Consider the following 22,900-nt stretch of genomic DNA (forward strand, 5'->3'; position numbering starts at 1 on the left):
GTGTCGGTTCGCGGCGTTCATGATCTTCGAATCGAAGCGGGCTTCGCGACCAAGAAGGGCCGACGGCCGGACAATCAGGACTATGTCGCATATTGCCTCGGTCCGGGGGGCGCCGGCGCCTTACAAGGCGTCGTCGCCGCCGTTGCTGACGGCGTCGGCGGCCACAAGGGCGGGCGCGCGGCGGCTGAGACAGCTGTTCGCGCGTTTATCGACGGCTACTATGCGCAGCCGGAAACCTTGGGCGTCGCTCGGGCCGCGGCCCGTTCGCTCGAAGCGGCCAACAGCTGGATCGCGGCGCAGGCAAGAGTCGATCCTGCTTTGGAAGGAATGGCGACAACGTTCAGCGCGCTGATTCTGTCGCGTCGTAACGCCTTCATTCTCCATATTGGCGATAGCCGCGCGTACCGGCTCGCTGGCGATAACCTCGAAAGACTGACGAAAGACCACATCTTGGGCCGTGGCGATTTCGCCCATGTGCTCCTTCGTGCCGTGGGTCTCGAGGACGCGCTCTTGTTCGATCAGGGGATGCATAGTCTCAATCTGCATGATCGATTTCTACTGTGTTCGGATGGCGTTCATGGCGTCATGACGGACGCTAAGCTTCACGCGCTTCTCGCCGAAAGGCGCGCGCCCCAGGAAACATCGGAAAGGATCGTTCAGGCCGCGCTCGAGATGGGCAGCAACGATAATGTCACGGCGCTCGTCGTCGACGTTATCGATGTGCCGCCAGCTGATGAGCGCGCTTTGTCGCGCGCCCTTGCCGCCTTGCCAATCTGCGAGCTGCCGGCCGTGGGGGCTCTTGTCGACGACTTTCGGATCGAAACCCTGCTTTCTGAAGGACGGTACAGCCGACTGATGCAGGCGACAGACACACAGAACGGCAGAGCCGTCGTATTGAAATTTCCGCATCCCCGTGTCGCAGATGACGCAGCCTACCGACTGGCGTTCGTCAATGAGGCATGGGTTGCAGCGCGGGTAAGAAGTCCTTTTGTCGGCGAAGTCATCGAACTCCCTCCCGGTCGACAAACGCGGCTCTATTCCGTGATGCCATATTATGAAGGCGAGACGCTGGAGCATCGGCTGCGGCGCGAACCGCGCATCGATCTTGCCGAGGGCGTTTCAATCGCCACGCGCTTGTCGCGCGCGCTCGCGACGTTGCATCGTTGTGGCGTCATCCACCGCGACATCAAACCGGATAATGTTATTCTATCGAAGGATGGCGGACTACGGCTCGTCGATCTCGGCGTTTGCCGTGCGCCGAACCTTGAGAATCTGCCGCAAGCGAATGCGCCTGGCACGCCGAGCTATATGGCGCCCGAGCTTTTTGATGGCGGTATCGGCGACGAAGCCTCCGATCTTTATGCATTCGGAGTCACAGTCTATCGAATGTTCAGCCGCTGCTATCCTTACGGCGAAATCGAGCCATTCAGCAGACCGCGCTTCGGAAAGCCCGCGCCGCTTTCCCTCAAGCGGCCCGACCTCCCGGCATGGCTCGACGCGGCCATTCTCAAAGCGATCGCCGTTAAGCGCGACGAGCGCTTTAACGACGTGTTGGAATTCGCCTTCGAGCTCGAAAACGGATCGGCGCGGGCGCAGCCGCTAATGTTGCGCAAAAAATCTCTTTACGAACGCAATCCTCTTATTTTTTGGCAGATGCTCTGTTTGCTGCTCGCGCTCCTACTGGCAGTTTCCATTTTTCATAGATAGAGCAGCGAGAGTCGACAAGACTCTCGACTATTTCGCGCAGGAGCCCTGCCCTGAGCGCATCGCGGGCGGCGTGAACCCGCCGAAGTCGCGCTCGAGAAGCGCGGCAATTTCGATCGTGGTGCGATCGTCCAGGAATGGGCCGATGATCTGCGCGCCAATCGGCAGGCCGTAACCGTCATGATCGATCGGCGCGACGGTCGCTGGCAGTCCCGCGATTGTCGCCGGCGCCGCCCAGATCGTGTGTGCGTCTAGATAGGAGTAGAGCTTGCCATCTATCTTGACGCGACGCGCCTCGAGCGGCGTCGAATGATCGTGCAAAAAAGCTGTCGTCGGGGCTGCAGGGCAAAGCACGACGTCGAAGTCGCGAAAGAACTCGCGCCACTTGTGTTGCAGTTGCGCGCGTTCTGCCTCAGCGCCGCGCCATTCGCGAAAGCTCAAAACCGCGCCGCGCGCGCGCTCTGCGGCGAGACTGTGGTCGCGTGTGGAAAATGCGGCCGCGTCTCGGAAAAGTTTCTCATAGCCAGCAAACGGCAGGCCGGCGCCCCAATAGGCGGAGAGCAGGCGCGCATGAAGACGCGTCGCTTGCGCGAGATCGGGCGCCAGGGCGCGTTTGTCAGAGACGCTGGCGCCGCTCTTCGCCAGCCTTTCGGCCAATCTCGCGAGCGCGTCGCTCACGACGCGCGACGTCGGCCCGAGCGGGTGCGCGTTGACGATAAGGATTCGAAAGTCGTTCAGCCTGTCGTGACGCGGCGGCGGCAAAGCGAGCCTGTAACCGACTCCTGCGCTCATTTCGTCCGGCCCTGCGATGACGTCGAGAGCCAATGCGAGATCGGCGGCGCTGCGCGCCATCGGGCCGATCACGGCAAGATCGTGCTCAACCGGCAAGGGCGCCGTTCCCGGGTGCGAATGGCCGCGGCGCGGGACAAGACCCGCTGTCGGCTTATGGGCATAGATGCCGCAATAATGCGCCGGCTCGCGCATGGATCCGCCCATGTCCGAGCCAAGCGAAAGCGCGCAAAAGCCCGCCGCCAACGCCGCCGCGGAACCGCCGGACGATCCGCCGGGCGTGCGGCAAGGATCGAAGGGATTATTCGTCGTTCCGTAGACGCTGTTATAGCTCTGCCAATCGCTCAGCCATTGCGGCACATTCGTCTTGCCGAGAATGACGGCCCCGGCCTTTTTCAATCGGGACACGGCGACAGCGTCTTCCTTCGGCGTGAAATGCTTAAAGCGCGGATCGCCCCAGCAGGTCGGCAGACCAGAAATGTTGAAGGATTCTTTAACGGTGACGGGAACGCCAAGCAGCGCGCCCGTCTCGCCCCGCGCCAGCGTCGCATCGGCGGCGCGCGCCGCCGCGCGGGCGCGTTCGAAGTCGCGCACTGGCACGGCGTTGATCCGTGAATCCAGCGCTTCGATCCGAGCGATGGCATAGTCGATAAGCTCCAACGCAGAAACGCGCCGCTTCCGCAGCGCGGCGACGAGATCGCCGGCCGAACGGTAGTCCCACTCGGACAGTGCAATCTCTTGCTTAATCTTCTGCGCCGCGATCGCTGACGAGAAGCAGCCCGCCGCCACCGAGGCCACGCAGGCGCCCGCTTCTAAAAGCAATTCGCGTCTTGTCGGAGCGGTCGCCGCGCCGTTTAACGATCTAGAATCTCTTGAGCGATCCATCGCGTCACGTCACGGCGCGCCTTGCGCGGCGGCGCGGCCAATCGCCATCTGACCCACCGCGCCTTCGACGTGAAATGGGAGCCCGGTCATCCGCGAGAAAAGGTCGATGTCGCCAACGCCAATGGCGCAGGCGCCGAGCTCCATCTCCGTCGCCATCAGATAGAGGGTCTGCATGACGACGCCGACATCCTTCAAAACCAAAGAATAGGCGAAGCCGCTATATTTCCATGACACGCGTCCAAAGCGCGCCGCCATCGTGATCATGATTTGCGGCGGCCTGGGCGCGCCCATTGCAAACTGTCCGTCGTCGATGATCGCCTCGAGCTGGCGCTGCGTGACTGCGATCGCCACGAGCGCATGGCGATCGGCGTCATAATGATAGAAACCGCGTTCGAGGCCGTCGCATTTGTCGACTGCGAGATAAAGCTCCAGTTCATAGCTTGCGCCGCCCGAAGGGTAAGGCCGCGCGGCGACCTCCATTTCCTCTCCTTCATCTTCGCTGAGCTTCTGGCGCGAAATGATGCGTGCGGCGCCGTCGAGAAATCGCGCGATTTCGGCGAGGGTGATGGGATGCGCGTCGTCGAAGACGCGCTCAGAATGCCGACTGCGCAGCGTCGCCGCAATGGCGGAGTCGCTTGCATCGGCGATCTTGGCGAGTTCGATCACCGGGCCAGGCCACGCTGGCCGCACCGCAGGCGGCTGCGGGAGATGCGCGTTAGCGTATAATCCGCCCGTCGGATTGGCGTGGCGGCCGTTCGTGCTGCGAACATGGAAGACGAGATCGTGGAATTCCCACAGCGCAAGATCTTCGTCGCCTTCGCCGGCGCGCAAGCCTTTGGCCGGATCGGACGCAAAGGCGAACTTGCAATCGACGAGCAACGCTAGGAACTCTTCTCCTGGAAAATCTGGCTCATCGCGCAACTCGGCAAGCGATCGCGGCGTCGCGAGCCGCGCGATGGCGGAAGCCGCGCGCGCGTCGCAAAGGCGAAGAGTCGCGCCTGCGAGCGGCGATTCGAGGACTAAGTCCTCGCCGCGCCGCCGCAGATAGGCGAAGCGCGAAAGGACGAAGCGACTTGTCGCGCCGAGCTTCTGGAGGCTCGGCCGGTAATCTCTGATCTGCGGCTCAACCGCCACGATATCTTGACCGCCCGCGCCGCGAGAAAGGCGGTATTCGACAAGGCCGTGCAGAGCGAGTCGCTGGACAAGTCCGCGCAGCTCCTTTTCCTCGGGCAGGTCATTCTCCCCGACGCCCGAAAGGGGCCGGCCCGTCGTGAGTTCGCTCGCGCGGCGGAGGGCGGCGGCGCTGAACTTGCCGAGAAGCAGCGTTTCACCATCGAACTGCGCCCGGAGAACGCCCCCCGCCTCTTCTTTCAGAGAAACGCGAGGACCCAGTTTGGCGAGAAGCAATGCGGGCGCGGCGCGCGATTCGTCATTCAATTTTATGTCCGTGGATGAAGAGGATTAAGGTCCCGCTCCCGAGTCGGCCGGCGACGCAAACCCATCGCGACGGGCGTGTCGAAGAGCCGGCCAGGTCCGAAGCGGCGATAAAAATGCCTCAGGCCCGGGACGATCACCCGCACGACAGGGACCTCGATGTCGGGCCGCGTTTGATCAAGCGCCAGAACGTCGAATCCCTTCTTGGCCATATGGGCCACGCAAGCGCGCACCTGTTCGCGCCGATCACGGGTCGCAAAATCCTTGAACGGCGAACGACCGAAATTCGCCTTGCCCTCCGGGCGCAAGTAAGCGTGCTTGCGCAACGGGAGCGGATCATTCCCGTAACCGCCGCCGTCCTCTTCCGGCCGGCCGCGAAGCCGCTCGATTGCTAAGAATTGGTTGAGTTCGGTCATCGCACGCAGCGTCGCGATGCGCGGATCGAAATGCGCGCCCGCCGCGACCTCGATGAACTCCCGTCCCTCGTCCTTCCAATGCGCCACGGCGATGACGACTGGAATGCCGATGTCTGTCGTGACGTTCAGCGCCCAGACGTCGCGGCCCATTGCCGCGAAGGCGGCGCGCAGGTCGCAAACATAGCTATCGCCCAACTTGTCTAGGTCGATCTCAGGAGCGCGCAACCGGTTGTACCACCAGATCGCATAGGCGTCCCGCTCCACCAGTTCGAGAAAGCCCTGAAGAATCGCTTCTTCGATCGTATTGCCGGCCGCGCAGCCGTTTGAGTCCGCGCTCAGTTCATTCCCGCAATCCGAATTGTGGAAGAAGTAGAGAAGGCCGGTGGGCGCGTATTTGAAACGATCGTCGCGGAGAGACCATACGGGCGACCATTCCATCTCGAGGGACGGATCGAAACGGCGCGGGACGCCTTCGCCGGAGCAGTCCTCCTGCGCGCGTTCCTCATATTGCGCGTCGCTAAAGTGGATGATCTCTTCGGGATGGATCGCCTCGCCGGGGGAAAAATCAACGAAGCGACGCGTCACCCTGATCTCATCGCCCTGAAAGATGCCGCAATAACGTTCGATCGCCTCCATCAGGGCGCTGGCTTCGCCCTGCTCCGCCATGCTGCCCTTGCCATAACTGTCGCCGCTCAGCCCCGCCTGCAGCGCGTCGACCGTCTCCGGATAGGGCGAGAAATTGTGGCGAGCGACGAAGCTCGCGTCGAGCGGCTGGTCGCTCTTGATCCGCTCGAGATGCGAAACGACGCCGGTCAGCGGACTTACGTGTTTGCGATAACGGGCGACGGTTTCGGCGGGCGTCATGGAGCGATAGCCGCCGCTCGTCACAACAATCCTGCCGCCGGCGCGCAGCCGGATGGGGATCGGCGCGCGTTCGGGATCGCGCAGCGGCGCGTGGCCGCAGACCGGGCACTGAGGGCGCATCGCCACGTAATGGCGCGCCACTTCGGAGCCCAGCATGTCCAGGCTGACGACGTGCTGGCCAAGGTCCGTGCGAAACCCGCTGGCGATGGCTTTTCCGATCTCGACGGCGGCGAGCGAGACGCCGCCGCGTCCCACCGGCTCTGCCGCAAGCGGCGAAAGAGAAACGCATCGCGCCGCCTTGCGATCAAGAAAGGCTTTGACCTGACGGTTCCATTTCATCCGGTCGGAGAGGCATCTCCAGCACGCGCTCTTGCCGGGGCTAAAAATGGGACCGACGAGCGGAAAAACCCCCGTCGGCTGGACCGGCATCCACTCGGCCTTCTCTGCGAGCTGGCGTCGATTGAATTCCGCCAGCCGCTCGTCGAGATAATCGCCAACCAGAGCGATCGTCAGATCTCCCGCGCCATCGACTACCTTGACGCCGAAACCGCGGAGCGCGTCTGCGAGTTCCTCTTTGCCAGCGACGCCCAGCGACTCGATCGCCACGTCGACCTTTTGCAAATTCTCAGCCGCGGCGGCGGGATTGAGGCCGAGACTTCCCCAATAGGCGGCCGTCACATCCTGCGCCGCGGCGGAAGAAACGACGAAGCGCCGATCGATCAGCCGCCTGAAAGCTTCCTCGATCTTGGTTACGGGAAATTCGGCGGAGAGGGCATGAAGGATAGACGCCTGATCCTCGCCCGCGGCGATGCGTTCGGCGAGTTCGCAATAGAGCGCGCCGCGCAGAAAGAATTTTCTATTCTCGGAATAGAGACAGACGACGTCGGGCGGAAAGATATAGACGGCGTAATTCGGCGCAAAGCGAAGCGCGCCCCCGACACGTTCCTGCGATTGTCGCGTGGGCGCTTCTATCGCCATCCGTCGACCGCCAACCTCACACTAGGTTTATTCGCCGGCGACGCGGCGGAAAGTTTTCCAGCCGAAGCAGCAATCCCAGATTCGGCAAGATGTCCACAAGCGGCCGCCGCGGGCTCTAATTGATCCCCGCGGCGCAAGCCTGTCTCACTGCAAAAGTGGTAGAACTGAAGGCCTCAGGCTCCGCAGCCCCTGCAACCTCTGCAGCCGCGGCAACCGCGACAACCTCTGCAGCCGCATCCGCGGCAGCCTCGACAGCCCCATCCCCATCCCCACCAGGCGACGGTTTCAGGTTTGGCTGCCTCCACATCCTCACGGTCGAACAGACGGAAGGAGCTGAGGCCGACGTCGAAAACTTCCTGTTCATGGATATCGACGTCCATGAAGCGCATATTGCTGGTCGCCGGCTCGGTCGCGGCTTCTGCCGGAGTGCTCTCGATGTAGGCGCCGCCTGCGAGCGAGAGAGACACGCCGATGACGCCAAGCGCCTTCTTGCCTCGATGTGGGTCTTGAGAGTGGTCCGATGAACGCGCCATTATCTACCCTCCCAAAAAATCAAAATCCGCAGTCCCAACGGGGTTAGTGTAGCACTCGACCCTACGTCGTCAATGCCGTCACTCGCTTGCCGCGCTCGCGGTAGCCTGACGGCGCCCTGCTTCACCTTTCCGACGTCACGCAAATATCGCCCAAGAAAACGGCGTCAAGACCGGCTCCGCGAAAGGTCGCCACGGCGTCAGCGGGGCTGCAAACGATCGGCTCGTTGTCGTTGAAGGAAGTGTTGAGCACGAGCGGCACGCCGGTTCGCTCGAAAAATCGCGAGATCAGGGCGTGATAGCGTGGATTTGCGGCGCGTCGCACGATCTGGACGCGCGCGGTCCCGTCCTCATGGATGACGGCGGGAATGCGCGCCGCGCAACCGGGTTTTGTCGGGCAGGCGAAAAGCATGAATTCGTGGCTTTGCGAAGGAGCGCCAAGGTCAAACCAATCTTCTGCATGTTCCGCGAGGACGCTCGGCGCAAAGGGCCGAAAGTCCTCGCGATGCTTTACCCGCTGATTGAGGATGGCGCGCGTGTCCGGCCTGCGCGGATCGGCCAGCAGCGATCGATTGCCCAGCGCGCGCGGCCCGAACTCCATCCGCCCCTGAAACCAGCCGACAATATTGCCGTCGGCGATCATCTCCGCGGCCTCCCGCGGCGCATCCTTGCATTTGCGGGGTTTCAGCCCCGCGGCGCGGACGGCCGCGAGCGCCTCGCGCTCATCATATTCGGGGCCGAGATAGGGCGTTGCGCCCCCCGTCGGGCGCTTCGCGCCGCGCTCCGCGCAATGTGCGACAAGGGCCGCGCCAATCGCCGTTCCGGCGTCGTGCGGCGCCGAAGGAATAAAGATGTCGCTGAAGGCGCTCGCTCGCGCGATCCGCGTATTGGTCACGCAGTTGAGGGCGACGCCGCCGGCAAGACATAGGGCGCCGCCTCCCGCTTCCCGTTCAAGACGGCGCAGGAGCGAAAGCGCCGCAAGGTCGGTCGCATCCTGCAGCGCGGCCGCGACATTCATGTGGTGCGGCAGAAAATCGCCGTCGGGCGCCCGCCTCGGTCCGAAGAGTTCGTCGAGGCCGCGCGGTTCGATTGATTTGAATCCAATCGTCTCAGGGTCTACCGCATAGCCCTGCTCCGTCACTTCAATGATCGACGCGAACTCCCGCCGGAAGACGCTTGGGTCGCCATAGGCGGCAAGCCCCATGACTTTTGCGGCGTCGTAAGCCGAGAAGCCGAGATAGACGCTCGTGTGCTCCCAAACGAAGCCGAGAGAATGCGGATAGGAAAGGCTTGCGAGGACGTTGATATGATTGCCTTCGGCACGCGCCAGCATTGTGCAATCGGCCTCGCCGATTCCGTCGACTACCAATATTGCGGCTTTGTCGAAGCCTGAAGGATAATAGGCGGAGGCGGCGTGCGCGAGGTGATGGGGCACGAATTTGAGCGCCTTGCCGAAGCGGCGGCCCATTAGTTTAGCTACGGCGTCGTCAATCTCGTCCAGCCAACGCAGAAACACCTCTTCAAGACCGCTCTCAGGCCACCATTCGGATCGAAATTTCGTGCGGCGCAGCCGCGGCTCGAAGGAATAGGCGACGACGTCGATATCGTCAGGCCGCAGGCCCGCATAATCGAGACAAAACCGCACCGCCTGCTCGGGCAACACATGCGGATTATCTACTCGGGCCTCCTTGGCGTGTTTGACGCGCGAGAAGCGTTCTTCCTCGCATGCCGCGATGACCTTGCCGTCTACGACAAGCGCCGCCGATGATTCATGAAAGACAGAATTGATCCCGAGAATATTCATATAGCGGACTAACTCCCCTTGTCCCGCTCCTGTCGTGCGGCGCGTGATCTTTATTGATTTCACGAATCTGGCAAAATGACTAACGCCCGCGCGGATCCTCGAGCAGGACGTCGAGGTCAAGAGTGGAATGGACTCCGACGTCACGCTCATGCTGATCAAGGAACGCTTGCGCCGACCGGCGACCCTCGTCGCGCAGCATGCAGAGAAAATCCCATTCCGCGATCAGTTTTGAGGATGCGCTCAGTTGCGTCATCATCTCGGTCGAAATCCGGTGAATGCGCATCGCCGCCCATCGTGAACCCTCTTCATCTCCCGGGTTGGCGGCGCGGCGCAACAAGGCGATCATGCGCAGCTCCTTGAGCAAAACCGCATTGAATGACACTTCGTTAAGGCGGTTCAATATCTCGGTCGCGGATCGAAGCGTATTCTTGCGTTCGATAGGATTGATTTGGATAAGGATTGTATCGGTCGACTCGCATTCCCGGACAAGCGGCGTGATCGTTGGATTGCCGGAATAGCCGCCATCCCAATAGGCTTCGCCATCGATCTCAATAGCCTGAAACATGGTCGGCAGACACGCCGAAGCAAGAAGCGCATCTGCTGTTACATCCGCGTTTCTGAACACGCGGGCGCGGCCAGTCGAGACGCTTGTGGCGGTGACAAAAAGCTTTATCCCCGCACCCGCAAGCCGGTCGAAGTCCACGACTTCCGCCAGAATCTCGCGCAGCGGATTAACGCCCTTCGGATTGAGGGCATAGGGCGAGAATAAACGCGACATGATGTCGGTCGCAACGAAGAAGGGGGAACCATCCAGCGTCCAGCGGCCCATCAACACGTCGAGAGGATTGCGCTGCAACGGACTGAGTCGCGCCGCCTCCGATACGCGTCGCCAGAAAAGTTCGAGCGCCGCGCGCGCGCCGTCCGCCCCGCCATCAATATAGCCGCTGATCAGCGCCGCCGCGTTCATCGCTCCGGCCGACGTGCCCGATATTCCTTCGATCTGAAGCCAGGGCTCTTCCAGCAAGCGGTCCAGAACGCCCCAGGTGAACGCGCCATGAGCGCCGCCGCCTTGTAAGGCGAAATCGACAAGAACGGTGTCGCGCGTCATAGCCGCAAGGCTCCACCTCTGCGTCAGCGACCTATTTATGCGATGCCGGCAAATTGCCGGCACCCAATTCAGAGTGCATATTGTCCAGAAAACGCCCCTCGATCGAGGAGGTCGGGTTCGAATTTTACAATCTAGATAGGCCTGAGGCGACGGCGACTGAGCGCGTCTCGCTCAGATCAATTGTCTCATCCTGAGCGAGTTGGGAATAGCTTCACTGGATCGCCATCCGCGCATATCGGAGGGATCGGTGGTAGCGGAGGTCCGCTACAGCCATTCCCCCCCAATGGAACTTGCTGAATTTCTTCTTCGATTATAGGCGGGTCTGTCTGCCAGCTCGCGAGTTAAGTAGCAGAGCAAGACGTGAGAATAGCGCTATCCTCGCCATGATCGGCGGCGTTTGGCGCTTGGTGGACGACAAAGCGCCGGTCACGCAACCAATTCGCGCGAACCTCGCACAAGGTTACGTCAAATCAAGCGCCCATTTGGTCTGATTCCGCCGCGGTAGACGCCGCTCGGAATTGGGCGAGTTCCGCCTCGAGTTTGGCGATCCGCGAGGCGAGCGGCGGCGTCATCTCACGAACCTCTTCAACAGAGAAGCGTTCGGTGATGTAAGGAAAGCCGAACAAAGGTTTGGGCGAAAGCGAAGTTGACGCCTCGTCTTTCTTCGTGGCGTTCCGCGCTTTCGCTAAACCTCGATCGCTTGCGACAAATTTTTCTAGCATCGGCGCAATGAGTTTTGCCGGCTCGATAGTCTTGCCTGTTTCCTTTGCGAGAAACTCTGCATAGGCGATCAAATTTCGATGCAGTGCGGCTGGCAGTGCGATTGTGAGTTTCACTGGCTCGTTGTCATCGATCGTGGCGAGTTTCAACTTGCGCGCCCTTGATAGGGAGCGAGGACAAGATCGCGCGTGATAATTACGCGGACCGGAAAGCCTGGGCGGATCGTCAGCGTCATCTGGATATGAGATTGCGACGACGATTAATTGGCCAGTTTGATCGAGGCTCTGGGCGCCGACACGCCGCAGCGCTTGAATCAGCGCGCTTTCATCGCCCGTGGCGCCGAGTTGTGCTCCGACGCCGAGAACGGTCGAGAGCGCCGCGGCGGCATGGGCGAGTCGCGGCCAATGATGATCGACTTCATCTTCAAGCCCGGAATAGCCCGATGCCTCAGCTCCGGGCTGATGCTCGAGAACGATCGAACGGCCATCGGGAAGAATGAGTCGGCTCCAGACGAGGAGCACGCGAGACTGACCGAAGGCGTTTTGCGAGTCATAGAGGCCGATTAGCTTCGAGCTTTGCGGGATCGGCGCTTATATGACGGCGCTAGGAGACCGGATCGAGTTTGACACTTCAGCCCATCAACGCGACGACGACCAGACCGGCACAGCCTTGGTTATAACGGAACGTCGACTGCCAAGATCGGCGACTGGGCGTTTTCGGCCGGAGCCTATATCACCGGCTCAAGCGACGGGCGTCAGTTCAAGTTCGTGAACCCCGCTGACGAACACGGTTTCTCGGTGGACATTAGCGACTGGAACAACTCTCAGCGGACGAACTTCTGATGCGGCGCTTCATCCCCGTATGCTTGCTGTTGACGTCCTGCCTGGTTCCACGCGTCGCTTATCATTCGCGCCATCGGAGATCGTGATGCTGGGCGACCAGACAAGCCGCGGGGCTGTCCGCGACGTCGAAACCAAAACGTCTGCGCCCGACGCGGCCGTGGGACTGACGGAAGCTGAAGCGGCGCGGCGGCTTGCTGAATACGGCGAGAATGCCCTCGTCGAACAGCGGATCGGAGCGTTCGAGCGGCTTGCTGGATTTTTCTGGGGCCCAATTCCCTGGATGATCGAAGCGGCGGCCGTGCTCTCGGGTATCGTGCGGCACTGGGCGGATCTCGCCATCATCGTAACCCTGCTGCTAGTCAACGCCGGGGTTGGTTTCTGGCAGGAATACAAAGCGGATAACGCTATCGCCCTGCTGAAGCGGCGCCTTGCGTTGAAGGCGCGCGTGCGCCGCGACGGCGAATGGAAAGATATCCCCGCAACGCGGCTGGTCCCGGGCGATCTCGTCGAAATTAAACTCGGCGACATTATCCCCGCCGACGTGAAGCTTCTGTCCGGAGCCTATCTGAGCGTCGACCAGTCCGCCCTTACGGGCGAATCGTTGCCTGTCGACAAGAAAGCGGGAGACGTCGCCTACTCAGGTTCGATCGCGCGGATGGGCGAGATGACGGCGCTCGTCGCCGCCACGGGCATGAATACCTATTTCGGCCGCACCGCCCGACTTGTCGAACAGGCCAAGACCGTTTCGCACTTCCAACGGGCCGTGCTGCGGATCGGCAATTTCCTGATTTTGATCACGATCGGCCTCGTCGCGCTCATCGGAATCGTTGCGCTTTATCGCCACGATCCGCTTATCGAAACCATCGAATTCGCCCTCATCCTGACAGTGGCCTCGATCCCCGTCGCGCTGCCCGCCGTTCTCTCCGTCACCATGGCGGTCGGCGCAGAGCGGCTAGCCAAGTTGAAAGCGATCATCTCCCGGCTGGTCTCCATCGAGGAAATGGCCGGCATGAACCTGCTGTGCTCGGACAAGACCGGCACGCTTACGAAGAATGAGCTCACGCTTGGCGACCCATGGCTCGCGCCAAACGCCAAAGGCGATGAGCTGATGCTGGCGGCAACGCTTGCGTCGCAGCGAGACGCCCCTGACGCTATTGACGCGGCGATCCTCTCGGCCGCGCCGACCGCCGCGGCGCTGTCCGGCTATAAGCTGCTCGCCTTCCATCCCTTCGATCCCGTCGCGAAGCGAACCGAGGCCGAGATCGAGCGCAATGGCGCAACGCTTAAAGTGGCCAAGGGCGCACCGCAGGTCATCTTCGATCTCTGTGGGCTCGATGGCGAAGAGCGACGCTTGGCCGCGGCGCAGGTCGAGGCCGATGCGGCTAAGGGCTTGCGCACTTTGGGCGTGGCGCAAACTGATGCTGGCGGCCAATGGCGCTTCTTGGGATTGCTGTCGCTCTTCGACCCCCCGCGTGACGACTCGGCTCAGACGATCGCGGCGGCGCGTGCGATGGGCGTCGACATCAAGATGGTGACGGGCGACCATGAGGCTATCGCCAAGGAGATCGCCGGCAAACTCGGGCTCGGTCAAAAGATCGTCGTAGCTGAGAAGGTTTTTGGAGACGACGCGGGCAAAGACAAGCTCGCGGCTATTCTTGCCGCCGACGGCTTCGCGCGGGTCTTTCCTGAGCATAAGTTCGAGATCGTTGATGCTCTGCAGAAGGCCGGGCGCATCGTCGGCATGACCGGCGACGGCGTCAATGACGCGCCGGCGCTGAAGCAGGCCGATGTCGGCATTGCCGTTAGCGGCGCGACTGACGCTGCGCGCGCGGCGGCCGACCTCGTACTGACGGCGCCGGGCCTCTCTGTCATTACCACCGCGATCGAGGAGGCGCGCCGCATCTTCGAGCGCATGACGAGCTATGCGACCTACCGCATCGCGGAAACCGTGCGCGTCCTTTTGTTCATGACCGCGAGCATATTAATTCTCAACTTTTACCCCGTCACGGCGATCATGGTCGTGCTGCTCGCGCTGCTCAACGACATTCCGATCATGATGATCGCCTACGACAATGCTCCTTTCGCGGCGCAGCCCGTGCGCTGGGACATGACGCGCGTCCTAACCATTGCGACGGTCCTCGGCGTCTATGGCGTATTGGAAAGCTTCGGCCTCTATTGGATCCTGCGCGACTATCTCACGCTGTCGCCATCCGTCGTGCAGCCGTTGATCTTCCTGAAGCTGCTCGTCTCGGGCCACATGACCATCTATCTCACCCGCAATAAAGGACCGATCTGGGAGCGGCCATGGCCGAGCTGGAAGCTCGTCCTCCCATGCGAGACTACCCAGGTCCTGGGTACGCTGACCGTCGTCTATGGCTGGTTCATGGCCCCGACGGGCTGGCCGCTCGCGCTCATGGTCTGGGGCTATACGCTGATCACCTTCTTTGGGGCGAGCGCCGCCAAGCTCGCCGCCTACCGCCTCCTGGAGTATCGTTCTGGCAGGCAGGCCCGGCATCTCGCTCGCGTCGAGCTCGCCCGCGCCGGGCGCCCAATCGCCCCTGAATTCCAGTCGACGCTAGCGGCTGCAATCGCCTTGGCCGGCCTCGCGGCCGGAGCTTTTTGGCTCATGGAGCGGACGACGGCTCCGGGCGGATATGTCACCGAAGCCATCGATCGTGGCTCGGTCGTCCGCACCGTTGAGGCGAGAGGTTTCGTGGAGCCGGCTGAGACCTTTCTCGTGACTCCACGCGTTTCGGGCGCCATCGAAGCCATCTATTGTGACGTCGATACGCAAGTCAAAAAAGGCCAGGCATGCGCCAGAATTGATCCGACGAGATTCGAAGAAGCGGTTGCGGGCGCAAAGGCTGACATCGCGATAGCGCAGGCGCGACTTCAGGAGGATCGTGTCGCCCTCTCAAAAGCAAAACTCGTTTTGGAAAGAGATCGACGGCGACGGGGGCGGCGTCGCATTTCGAATGATGAATTCAGCGACCATAAGCTGGCGTATGATTCTGCGAATGCGAAAATTGCTTTCGACGAAGCCGCGGTCACCCAAAATCAAGCTTCCTTGAAAGCCGCGCAAACCGACCTCGCCAGCGTTGATCTCATTACGCCCGCTCCGGGAATCATTGTCTCGCGCCACATCGCGCTAGGCCAAATCGTCTCCCCGACAGCGGAAGCGCCCGCCCTCTTCACAATCGCTGGCGACATGGCGCGGATAAGGGCCGTCGCTCATGTCGCCGAGCAGGATGCGGGCGAGATCAAGCCCGGCGACAAAGCGACACTGACATTGGATCGTCTCCCCGGTCGTTCCTTCAAATCGGCAGTTGTCGAGGTCCGGCTGAAACAAACGACGCAATACGCAACGACCTACGATGTGTTGCTTCGAACCGACAGTTCGCAATTGGCGCTGAAGCCCGGCGTGGCCGCCACGATCCAAATCATTACGGCGCGACGTGACGACGTGCTGCGCGTCCCCGACGCTGCGCTCGGATTTCTGCCGAAGGGCGTTGCGGCGCCTTCGCCTAGCGCGGGGGAAAGCCTGCTGTGGATCCTGCGCGACGGAAAGCCGACGCCAGTGCTTCTGACGCTTGGACTGAGTGACGGCAAATACTCAGAGATCGTGGGCGGCGAGCTAAGAACTGGCGACCGCGTTATCGTCGCCGGACATTGACGCCAAGGTCTCCTTGAAACCTTTGCTGCGCTCGAACGCCGCTTATGGCCTCGCGATCCTGCGCGCAGCCAATAGCGCGACGCTTCACAAGGGCCCGACATTCATGCTCGGCGCTTCAGGACCCGCGAGGCCCGACACCTAGCGGGAAGATTAGATCTAGCTGTTGCTCTCGAGGAGGAGGCTTAGGCAAGATGGACGCCGCCGGATTGCGGCTGAGCGCGCCGGCTTAGAGAGAGCAGACTACGACATGTCCAACACTCCTCCGGGCCCGCGCGCGCCAAGGGCGAACAATGGATTCGTCTCCTTATTGGAGACGATGGCGAGTCTGTTGCGACTTTCCCATCAGCGCTCCGCATTAGCCTCTCTCGTCGTTGGTCTTGTAGGGGTTATCGGCGCGACTGCCTATGCACAGGTCAAACTCAATGCCTGGAATCAGCCATTTTATGACGCGATCGAACGAAAGGATTTGTCGACCTTCTTTAATCAGCTCGGCGTTTATGGGGTAATTGCCGGCTCCTTGCTGATCCTAAATGTCTCACAGACTTGGCTAAATCAAACGCTGAGAATGAAATTGCGAGAAGGGTTGACGCGCGATCTGTTCGAGCAGTGGCTAGTACCCAGGCGCGCTTTTCTCCTCGCCGGCGCTAGCGATCTTGGCGAAAATCCAGACCAACGCATCCACGAGGATGCCCATCGTCTTGCGGAGCTTTCAACAGACCTCGGCATAGGACTCTTCCAGGCCTCCCTCCTTGTCGCAAGCTTTATCGGCGTTTTGTGGAATCTTTCGACGGGCGTGACCTTCCATTTAGGCGAACGGAGTTTTGCCATTCCGGGCTATATGGTGTGGGCCGCCCTTCTTTATGCCGCCATCGCTTCTTTCGCGACCTGGCGTTTCGGCAGGCCGCTCATTGATTTAAATGCGACGCGGTACGCGCGTGAGGCCGAACTTCGCTTCGCGTTGGTCCACACTGCCGCGCATTGCGAAGGCATTGCTGTTTACCGCGGCGAGCGCGAAGAGCGGGCGCGCCTAGATGGCGAACTCGACCGTCTTCTTGCAGTCCTGAAGAAACTCGTCACTGCGATGACCCGGCTAACTTGGATGACCGCGGGCTATGGCTGGTTCACGATCATCGCCCCGCTTATCGTCGCTTCTCCCGCTTACTTCGGCGGCGATCTTACCTTCGGCGGCATGCTCATGGCTGCTGGAGCCTTCACGCAGGTCCAAGCGTCTCTACGATGGTTCGTCGATAACACCGGCCCCATCGCGGATTGGCGGGCGACGCTGCTGCGCGTCGGCGCTTTTCGTTTGGCGCTGCTGCAAATGGACACAGTCGGAACAGGTGATGAGCGCATCAAACTATCGACGGTAGAGACCGGCGAGCTCGTGCTCGACGATCTGATAGTACTGTCTCCAGCGGGCCGCATAATTTTGAGCGAGTCCCACCTAAAAGTTGCGCCGGGCGAGCGTGTCCTTGTCGCGGGCGGGGTCCGTTCGGGCAAAACAAGTCTATTTCGTGCAGTGGCGGGATTGTGGCCTTGGGGCAGCGGCAAGATCGAACTGCCGACGACGACAATGTTTCTGGCGAAACGGCCTTATATCCCCGAGGGATCGTTGCGCGAAATTCTTGCCTATCCCTCGAAGCCAGAAACCTTCTCCGATACGGAATACCAAGTTGCGCTTTCTCGTCTAGGACTTTCTTATCTCATTGAATCACTCGATCTCAGGTCGCATTGGGACAGGGATCTTACCGATCCCGAGCAGCAGGGCCTCGCCTTCGGGCGACTGCTGTTGCAAAGGCCCGCTTGCGTCGTCGCCGATACGGCGATCGAGACGCTTCCCGTACCCTTGCGCGCGGCCGTATTGGAGATTTTTGACCAGGAGCTGGCCGGAGCAGCGCTTCTTTCGATCGGTAGCGAATGCGAAAAGAGCGCATTCTATACGCAGGTTGTCGAGCTCTCATTGGAGCGTGGCGGTCAGCGTCTAAAGACGCCTGACCGCCCAGGGCGACGGCCTTCCAATGCGTCATTATCGAAAGCGACAAAGGTCGCGGAGTAGGAGCGCAGGTTTCATCTTTTTACTGAAGTCGGGGTCGATTGAACGAAGCCGCTGTAGCGTCGCCATTTGAGACACACGACGAGTCGCTTCCATCTGCGCTCAATCCGAACGGGCCAAAACAATAACGTCCGCGTGATACACAACAAGGATGGCCGGCCCAGGAGGCGGAGGATGAACCAGGAGCAGAACGGACTCTTGGAGTGGACGAGGAAGCAGCATCGATTCTGCGCAAAGGCGATGCTGCGCGCAATTTCCGCGACGAGCTTGGTGAAGCGACGGCTCGCTTTGGGGCAGACAATCCACCCCGCGCGCGGTTCGATCCTGGCTTCGCCCGAGATGGCGGCGTACGATCCGAATCCCGACTATTTCTTTCACTGGCTGCGCGACTCCGCGATCGCCGCCGATGCGCTGCGCGAAGCCATCGAAGGCAAAACGCTGGACCCCTCCGAAGTCCAGCATCTTGTCGACTTCGTCGCTTTCAGCCTGAAGCTTTGTCAGCTGGACGGCCCGTCGTTCCTGCAGCGTGGCGGCTATCCCGAAACTGTCGAGCCTTCCTTTCTTCAGCATCTGCGCGCGCGCGCGGAAATTGCCGCAATCGCCGGCGACAGGGCGCTCGGCGAAGCGCGCTACAATGCTGATGGAAGTCTCGACGTGCTGAAGTGGGGTCGCCCGCAAGATGACGGTCCTGCGCTGCGCGCGCTTGCGGTGATGCGCTTCTTCTCGCTCGACGCCTTTCGAGCGCGGGCGGGGGAACCCGCTTTGGCGCTCTTGCGCGATGATCTCGACTATACGCTTTCGCACTGGCGACTGCCCTGTTGCGATCTGTGGGAGGAATGCATCGGCTTCCATTACCACACGCGTCTCGTCCAGCAGGCGGCGCTTGCCGAAGGCGCAAAATTCCTGACCGCGCGGGGCGATACGATGCGCGCGGCGGCCTGCGCCGCCGCCGCAGTCGCGCTTCTCGCTGAGCTCGATCGGCATTTCGATCCCGAGGATGGCGTCTATCGCGGCCGTCTGACCGAAACGGACGCGGGCCGGGACGCGTCGCCGCCGCGGCGTCTCGACATCGCCGTCATCCTCGCGACCGTCCATGCGGGTCGACGCGCGGGGCCGCATAGCGTCGTCGATCCCAAGACGCTCGCGACGCTGGCGGCGCTCGAGCGCCTGTTCGAGAAGGAATATCGAATAAACCACGGCCGTCCCGCCAATTGCGCGCCGGCGCTCGGCCGATATGCCGGCGACAGTTATTTCAGCGGGGGCGCCTATTACTTTTCGACTCTGGGCGCGGCGCAATTTTGCTTTCTACTCGCGCAGGCCGCAGCCGAGGGAGAAGAAATCGTCGTCGCCGAGCAAAGCCGCGCGCCGCTCGCCGCGCTTTTGCAGGCGCCCGCTGAGTCGCTCGCGAACGGCACGCTTGCGGAAGAACTTCGCGAACCATTGGCGGCGGCGGCGCTTCGCCGCGGCGACATGTTCCTTGCGACGGTGCGCCGCTTTACGCCGGCGTCGCGCGAACTGGCCGAACAATTCAGCCAATATGACGGGACGCCGACATCGGCCGACAATCTCACCTGGAGCTACGCCTGCTTTATCCTGGCCCATGCCGCGCGCCGGCGCGCCGCCCGCGCGATCGACGCGCGCAACGACAGCTAGCAAATTCTCAACGACAGGCGGTTTACGCCATCCGTCATCCGGCTCAGCGCCGCCGCTATCGGAATTTCGGCGGCGCCGAGCCGGTAGGGGTTGGCGCGACGCTCGAAGGGCAAATCGGCGCCGTTGAGGTTCACGCCGATCAGCCCACAGCCGATGCGCGCGATCCTGTAGCTTACCTCGAAGGGACGGCCGAAGAGCGCGACTTCAATCCGCAAGCCATCCAAGCTTGGTGGGATCGCCGGGTCGAGGACGAGCGCCGAATTTTCCTGGGTCAGTCCGAGGAAGCAGCAGAGGATCAAGCGGACGGCGACGCCTGGGCCGCTGGAATAGACCCGCCAGCCGCCCTCCGTCGGAATGGTCCCCAGCATGACGCCTCTGTACTGATCACGAGCCTCGTAGCGGTCGGCAAAAGCGGCGTCGGAGCTGGTGAAGTAGCAATTCGCCTGGCGCAGCGCCGCAGAGGGGATGAGACTGTGCACGCCGATCGGGTTCGCTTGGCAAAGCGCGCGAAAGAACCCCTCCGCGTCGCCGTAACGCCACAACGCCTCCGCGTAGCGTAAATGAGCGTGGGTGTACATCAGGCCAATTTCGCGGCCAAAGAAGGCGGCGCTTTCCGCCCGCCGAAAATATTTTTGCAGGCCGCCACGATATTCCATCGGCTGGTCGAACAGTCTGGCTCCATCTGGCGCCGTCAGATGACGCTCGATCAGCGTAAGATGCTCGCGCGCCTGTTCGGGCGTGAACAGGCCGCTGATAATCGCGTGAACCATGGGAATCAGGCGGTAGGAAACGCCGGTCGCCGCATCGCGCGGATGCAGTAGATACTCGACATCGTCCGTCCCTTGGAAAAAGGCGAGACCTGCAAGCACGCCATCGACGATCAAGAGGCGCTGAAAGTCCCTTCGCACGCGTTCGGCCTGGCTACGCAGATGCGCCGCCTCAACCATCAGGCCCAATTGCTGATATGCGTCAGCGAGCGCGACAACAGTCTGATGGTATAGCGTCACCGTCCAGGAGCTGCAGAGATTTTCGCGCATGCTGGCGTCGACAGGCTGCAGGGAGTCGTTCCAGTCGCCGCGACCATAGGCGGCGAGATCGGTCCCGCAAATAACGCGGCGTTCGATGAGAGTCAGCGCCCGCTCGACATGCCGTCCTATCGTCGACCGCTCGGTCGCCGCGTTTTCTTCGCCAAAGAAAAGCGCCTCCTCATCGAGAATCGACTGATCCCCGGACGCGCAGAGATATTTCGCAAGCGCCAGCAGCGGCCAGAACACGATGTCGCCATGGGAGTCCTCGGCGCGCCTGCATCTGTCCCGTTCGAAGACCCCGAACCATTGTGGCCAATCGCCGTCCGGGTTCTGTTGGCGAAATACGCGCAGCAGAAGGTCGCGCAACGGCTCGAAGCGGCCGAGCGCCAAGAGCATCTCGACGGGTCCTTGGGCGACATCGCGGGCGCCCCAGCCGCCGCCGGAAAATTGCTCGAGGCCACGCGGCGCGAGGTAATGGACGAGCGCGTTTTGCGCAAACCAGGGCAGGATTTCGCCGAGCCGCGCAGCGTCCTTACCCAGAGGGCTACCGTCGGGCGCGAAGATGTGGAGTCCCAGCGACATGCCTCGCCAATAGCAATCGGTTTCCATGCCTGCCGCCAGCCCGAGCGGCAACAGGCGACCCTGGATACGAAAGCAGATCGAGCTGGCGGGCGCGACGATGAGGCACAGGAACGGCTCACCCCTTGAGACGCCGTCAGGAAAGAGCGCTTCATCTCCGGCGACCCTTTCGAGGGATGCGCCAGGCAGCAGATCGATACGGAAGCCGCCATGGGGAAACCGCCTCCCGACCTCGCTGTTCACGTCCGGTCGAACGAACACGCCTTCGCCGTCCCGCTCATAGCGCGCCGCCGCGTCGACGCCGTCGTCGCCGTCGAGGGCGATGCGGTTCGACAGGAGAAAGCGCAGCGGCGCTCCGGAGAGAACGACGATGGAGAGACGCAGCTCATGGGTCTCGGTGAGCGCACGGCTCTCGACCCGGATCAGTCCCGCCTCGTGCTTGTAATACCAGCGGCAGGCTTCCGGCGTCATTTCGAAGGCCGAGGGCTCGTCGAGCAAGCGCCAGCCATTGCCGGCGCCAACGAACAACCGCTGGCCATGCGAGCGGAATAGGCCGAGATAACTGCGGGTCGTGGACAGAAACCGATTAATGCTTACGTGACCCTGGGTCAGCATCGAATTGAACACGCCAAACATCCAGACGGTCGAGGTCATCGCCGCCTCGTCGGGAATGAGACCGCCGCCGGTGCGCAGGATATGTCCATGGGGCCGCAGCACGGCGCGTTCTTTGGCCTTGAGCGCGACATGGCTGCGCTCGCCGGTAAAGAAGGATAGAAGGCGGCCGTCCTCGCGCTCCGCTTCCCGCATATCATCGCCGAACAGATTTACGATCTCGGCTTCACTCAGCTCTATGACGTCGAGAAGAGGCGCAGAGGAGAACAGGCTCGGCGGGACGGAAGCGTCTTGTCCGCTAGCGTAGTTGGAGCAGTGGGATTTTGCTTCGGGCAGCGCCAGAGCCAGATCGACGAAAGCCAAATCCGCGGGCGACGTCGCCGCCGGATGATCCCGTTCCAGCCAACCAAAGAAGCCGCACTCCGCTCGTTCTCCTTGCGCCAGCGAGATCGGCGCGTCCTGGATAGCGGCAAGAGAATGCTCATGTTGGAGACGTTTGCCAGGCAGCCCCCGCGTCAGCGCGGCAGGGACTCCCCCAGCGCGCGTCGAAAGACCGTAAACCTGCAAGGCGTCAGTGGCGAAACTGACGCCGCGCCGCAGAGAGCCGATAATGCACCACGGGTTGCGTCCGCCGGCATGCTGGTTCTGGCGGGAGGCGACGACGACGCCCCGCTCCGGGTGAAACAGAGGCGAATGATCGACATATTGGCTGACATAGTATTCGTTCGACCGCGCCGCGCCGTAATCGGCCAGCGCCAAGTCCTGCACATAGATGAGATCGAAGGTTTGGGAGATTTTGCCGCGATTTTCCAGCGCAAGACGCCAGAACCATGAGGCAGCGGATGAAGAAAGAAGGAGCGTCAGCGTAAAGCTGATATCCCGCCATTCGCCCACAAGCTTCATGCTGCGACTGTCGAAGAGCACCGCCTTTCGGCTCAGCGGCGCGAGCAAGCCGATCGCCTCGCCCTGGCCGTCCAGTCGTCGCAGATAGATGTTGGCCGGTCCGCCCTCGATTTCATCGCCGAGGAACAGATTGACTAGGACCCCTTGATGAGACATGCGCTGGATCGAGCCGTTGGCATTTGCTTTCACGGTCAATCCGCATTCGCTCTCCAAGCGGCGGCGATTCATAGTCGGCGGGCTGTCCTCCATGCGGGCGGCGACCCTTCGTTTTGCGATGTAGCGCCGGCGCGCAACCAAACTCGCGCACCCTCGCCGAGCCTGAGCC

12 protein-coding genes and 1 pseudogene are annotated in these 22,900 nt (G+C 61.8%); 4 read left to right on the forward strand and 9 right to left on the reverse strand.

Going from position 1 to position 22,900, the window contains the following annotated elements; translation table 11 throughout:
* Positions 1-1,707, forward strand: a complete 1,707-nt coding sequence (locus FEV16_RS12970; RefSeq protein WP_138168065.1) for a bifunctional protein-serine/threonine kinase/phosphatase — start codon at positions 1-3, stop codon at positions 1,705-1,707.
* A 27-nt stretch (positions 1,708-1,734) separates the two neighbouring features.
* Here FEV16_RS12970 and FEV16_RS12975 read toward each other — a convergent pair whose 3' ends face one another.
* The 8 genes and pseudogenes from FEV16_RS12975 to FEV16_RS17295 form a co-directional block, all read right to left on the reverse strand.
* Positions 1,735-3,291 carry an amidase gene (locus FEV16_RS12975; RefSeq protein WP_348639988.1) on the reverse strand — a complete coding sequence of 519 codons (1,557 nt, stop codon included), beginning with the start codon at positions 3,289-3,291 and terminating at the stop codon, positions 1,735-1,737.
* A 96-nt stretch (positions 3,292-3,387) separates the two neighbouring features.
* Positions 3,388-4,815, reverse strand: a complete 1,428-nt coding sequence (locus tag FEV16_RS12980; protein ID WP_246657320.1) for a SagB family peptide dehydrogenase — start codon at positions 4,813-4,815, stop codon at positions 3,388-3,390.
* A gap of 2 nt (positions 4,816-4,817) precedes the next feature.
* Positions 4,818-7,070, reverse strand: coding sequence for a TOMM precursor leader peptide-binding protein (locus FEV16_RS12985; protein ID WP_138168068.1), 2,253 nt, complete (start codon positions 7,068-7,070; stop codon positions 4,818-4,820).
* Positions 7,071-7,243: 173 nt separating this feature from the next.
* Positions 7,244-7,603: a hypothetical protein gene (locus FEV16_RS12990; RefSeq protein ID WP_138168069.1), complete on the reverse strand. Its 360-nt coding sequence runs from the start codon at positions 7,601-7,603 to the stop codon at positions 7,244-7,246.
* 121 nt (positions 7,604-7,724) lie between these two features.
* The gene (locus FEV16_RS12995) at positions 7,725-9,404 is read right to left on the reverse strand and encodes a carbamoyltransferase C-terminal domain-containing protein (RefSeq protein ID WP_138168070.1); all 1,680 of its coding nucleotides are present in this window, start codon (positions 9,402-9,404) and stop codon (positions 7,725-7,727) included.
* A gap of 79 nt (positions 9,405-9,483) precedes the next feature.
* Positions 9,484-10,512, reverse strand: coding sequence for a patatin-like phospholipase family protein (locus FEV16_RS13000; protein WP_138168071.1), 1,029 nt, complete (start codon positions 10,510-10,512; stop codon positions 9,484-9,486).
* A 470-nt stretch (positions 10,513-10,982) separates the two neighbouring features.
* Positions 10,983-11,348 carry a DUF2274 domain-containing protein gene (locus FEV16_RS17290; RefSeq protein ID WP_246657332.1) on the reverse strand — a complete coding sequence of 122 codons (366 nt, stop codon included), beginning with the start codon at positions 11,346-11,348 and terminating at the stop codon, positions 10,983-10,985.
* A 29-nt stretch (positions 11,349-11,377) separates the two neighbouring features.
* Positions 11,378-11,816: pseudogene (locus FEV16_RS17295) on the reverse strand (TrbI/VirB10 family protein); the annotation flags it as partial.
* A gap of 343 nt (positions 11,817-12,159) precedes the next feature.
* On the opposite strand from FEV16_RS17295, the gene FEV16_RS13010 reads away from it, so the two are divergent.
* The 3 genes from FEV16_RS13010 to FEV16_RS13020 all read left to right on the forward strand — a co-directional run bounded on the left by FEV16_RS13010 (position 12,160) and on the right by FEV16_RS13020 (position 19,453).
* Complete coding sequence (locus tag FEV16_RS13010; RefSeq protein ID WP_171015227.1) at positions 12,160-15,747, forward strand: plasma-membrane proton-efflux P-type ATPase; 3,588 nt, start codon at positions 12,160-12,162, stop codon at positions 15,745-15,747.
* Positions 15,748-16,063: 316 nt separating this feature from the next.
* Complete coding sequence (locus FEV16_RS13015; RefSeq protein WP_246657321.1) at positions 16,064-17,803, forward strand: ABC transporter ATP-binding protein/permease; 1,740 nt, start codon at positions 16,064-16,066, stop codon at positions 17,801-17,803.
* Between the two features lie 171 nt (positions 17,804-17,974).
* Positions 17,975-19,453 carry a glycoside hydrolase family 15 protein gene (locus FEV16_RS13020; RefSeq protein ID WP_138168074.1) on the forward strand — a complete coding sequence of 493 codons (1,479 nt, stop codon included), beginning with the start codon at positions 17,975-17,977 and terminating at the stop codon, positions 19,451-19,453.
* Here the strand turns inward: FEV16_RS13020 and FEV16_RS13025 are convergent.
* Positions 19,450-22,731, reverse strand: coding sequence for a cellobiose phosphorylase (locus tag FEV16_RS13025; protein ID WP_210234887.1), 3,282 nt, complete (start codon positions 22,729-22,731; stop codon positions 19,450-19,452). The genes FEV16_RS13020 and FEV16_RS13025 overlap by 4 nt on opposite strands.
* Between the last annotated feature and the right edge of the window lie 169 nt (positions 22,732-22,900).

It is taken from the genome of Methylocystis sp. B8, from assembly GCF_005771425.1.
GTDB lineage: Bacteria > Pseudomonadota > Alphaproteobacteria > Rhizobiales > Beijerinckiaceae > Methylocystis.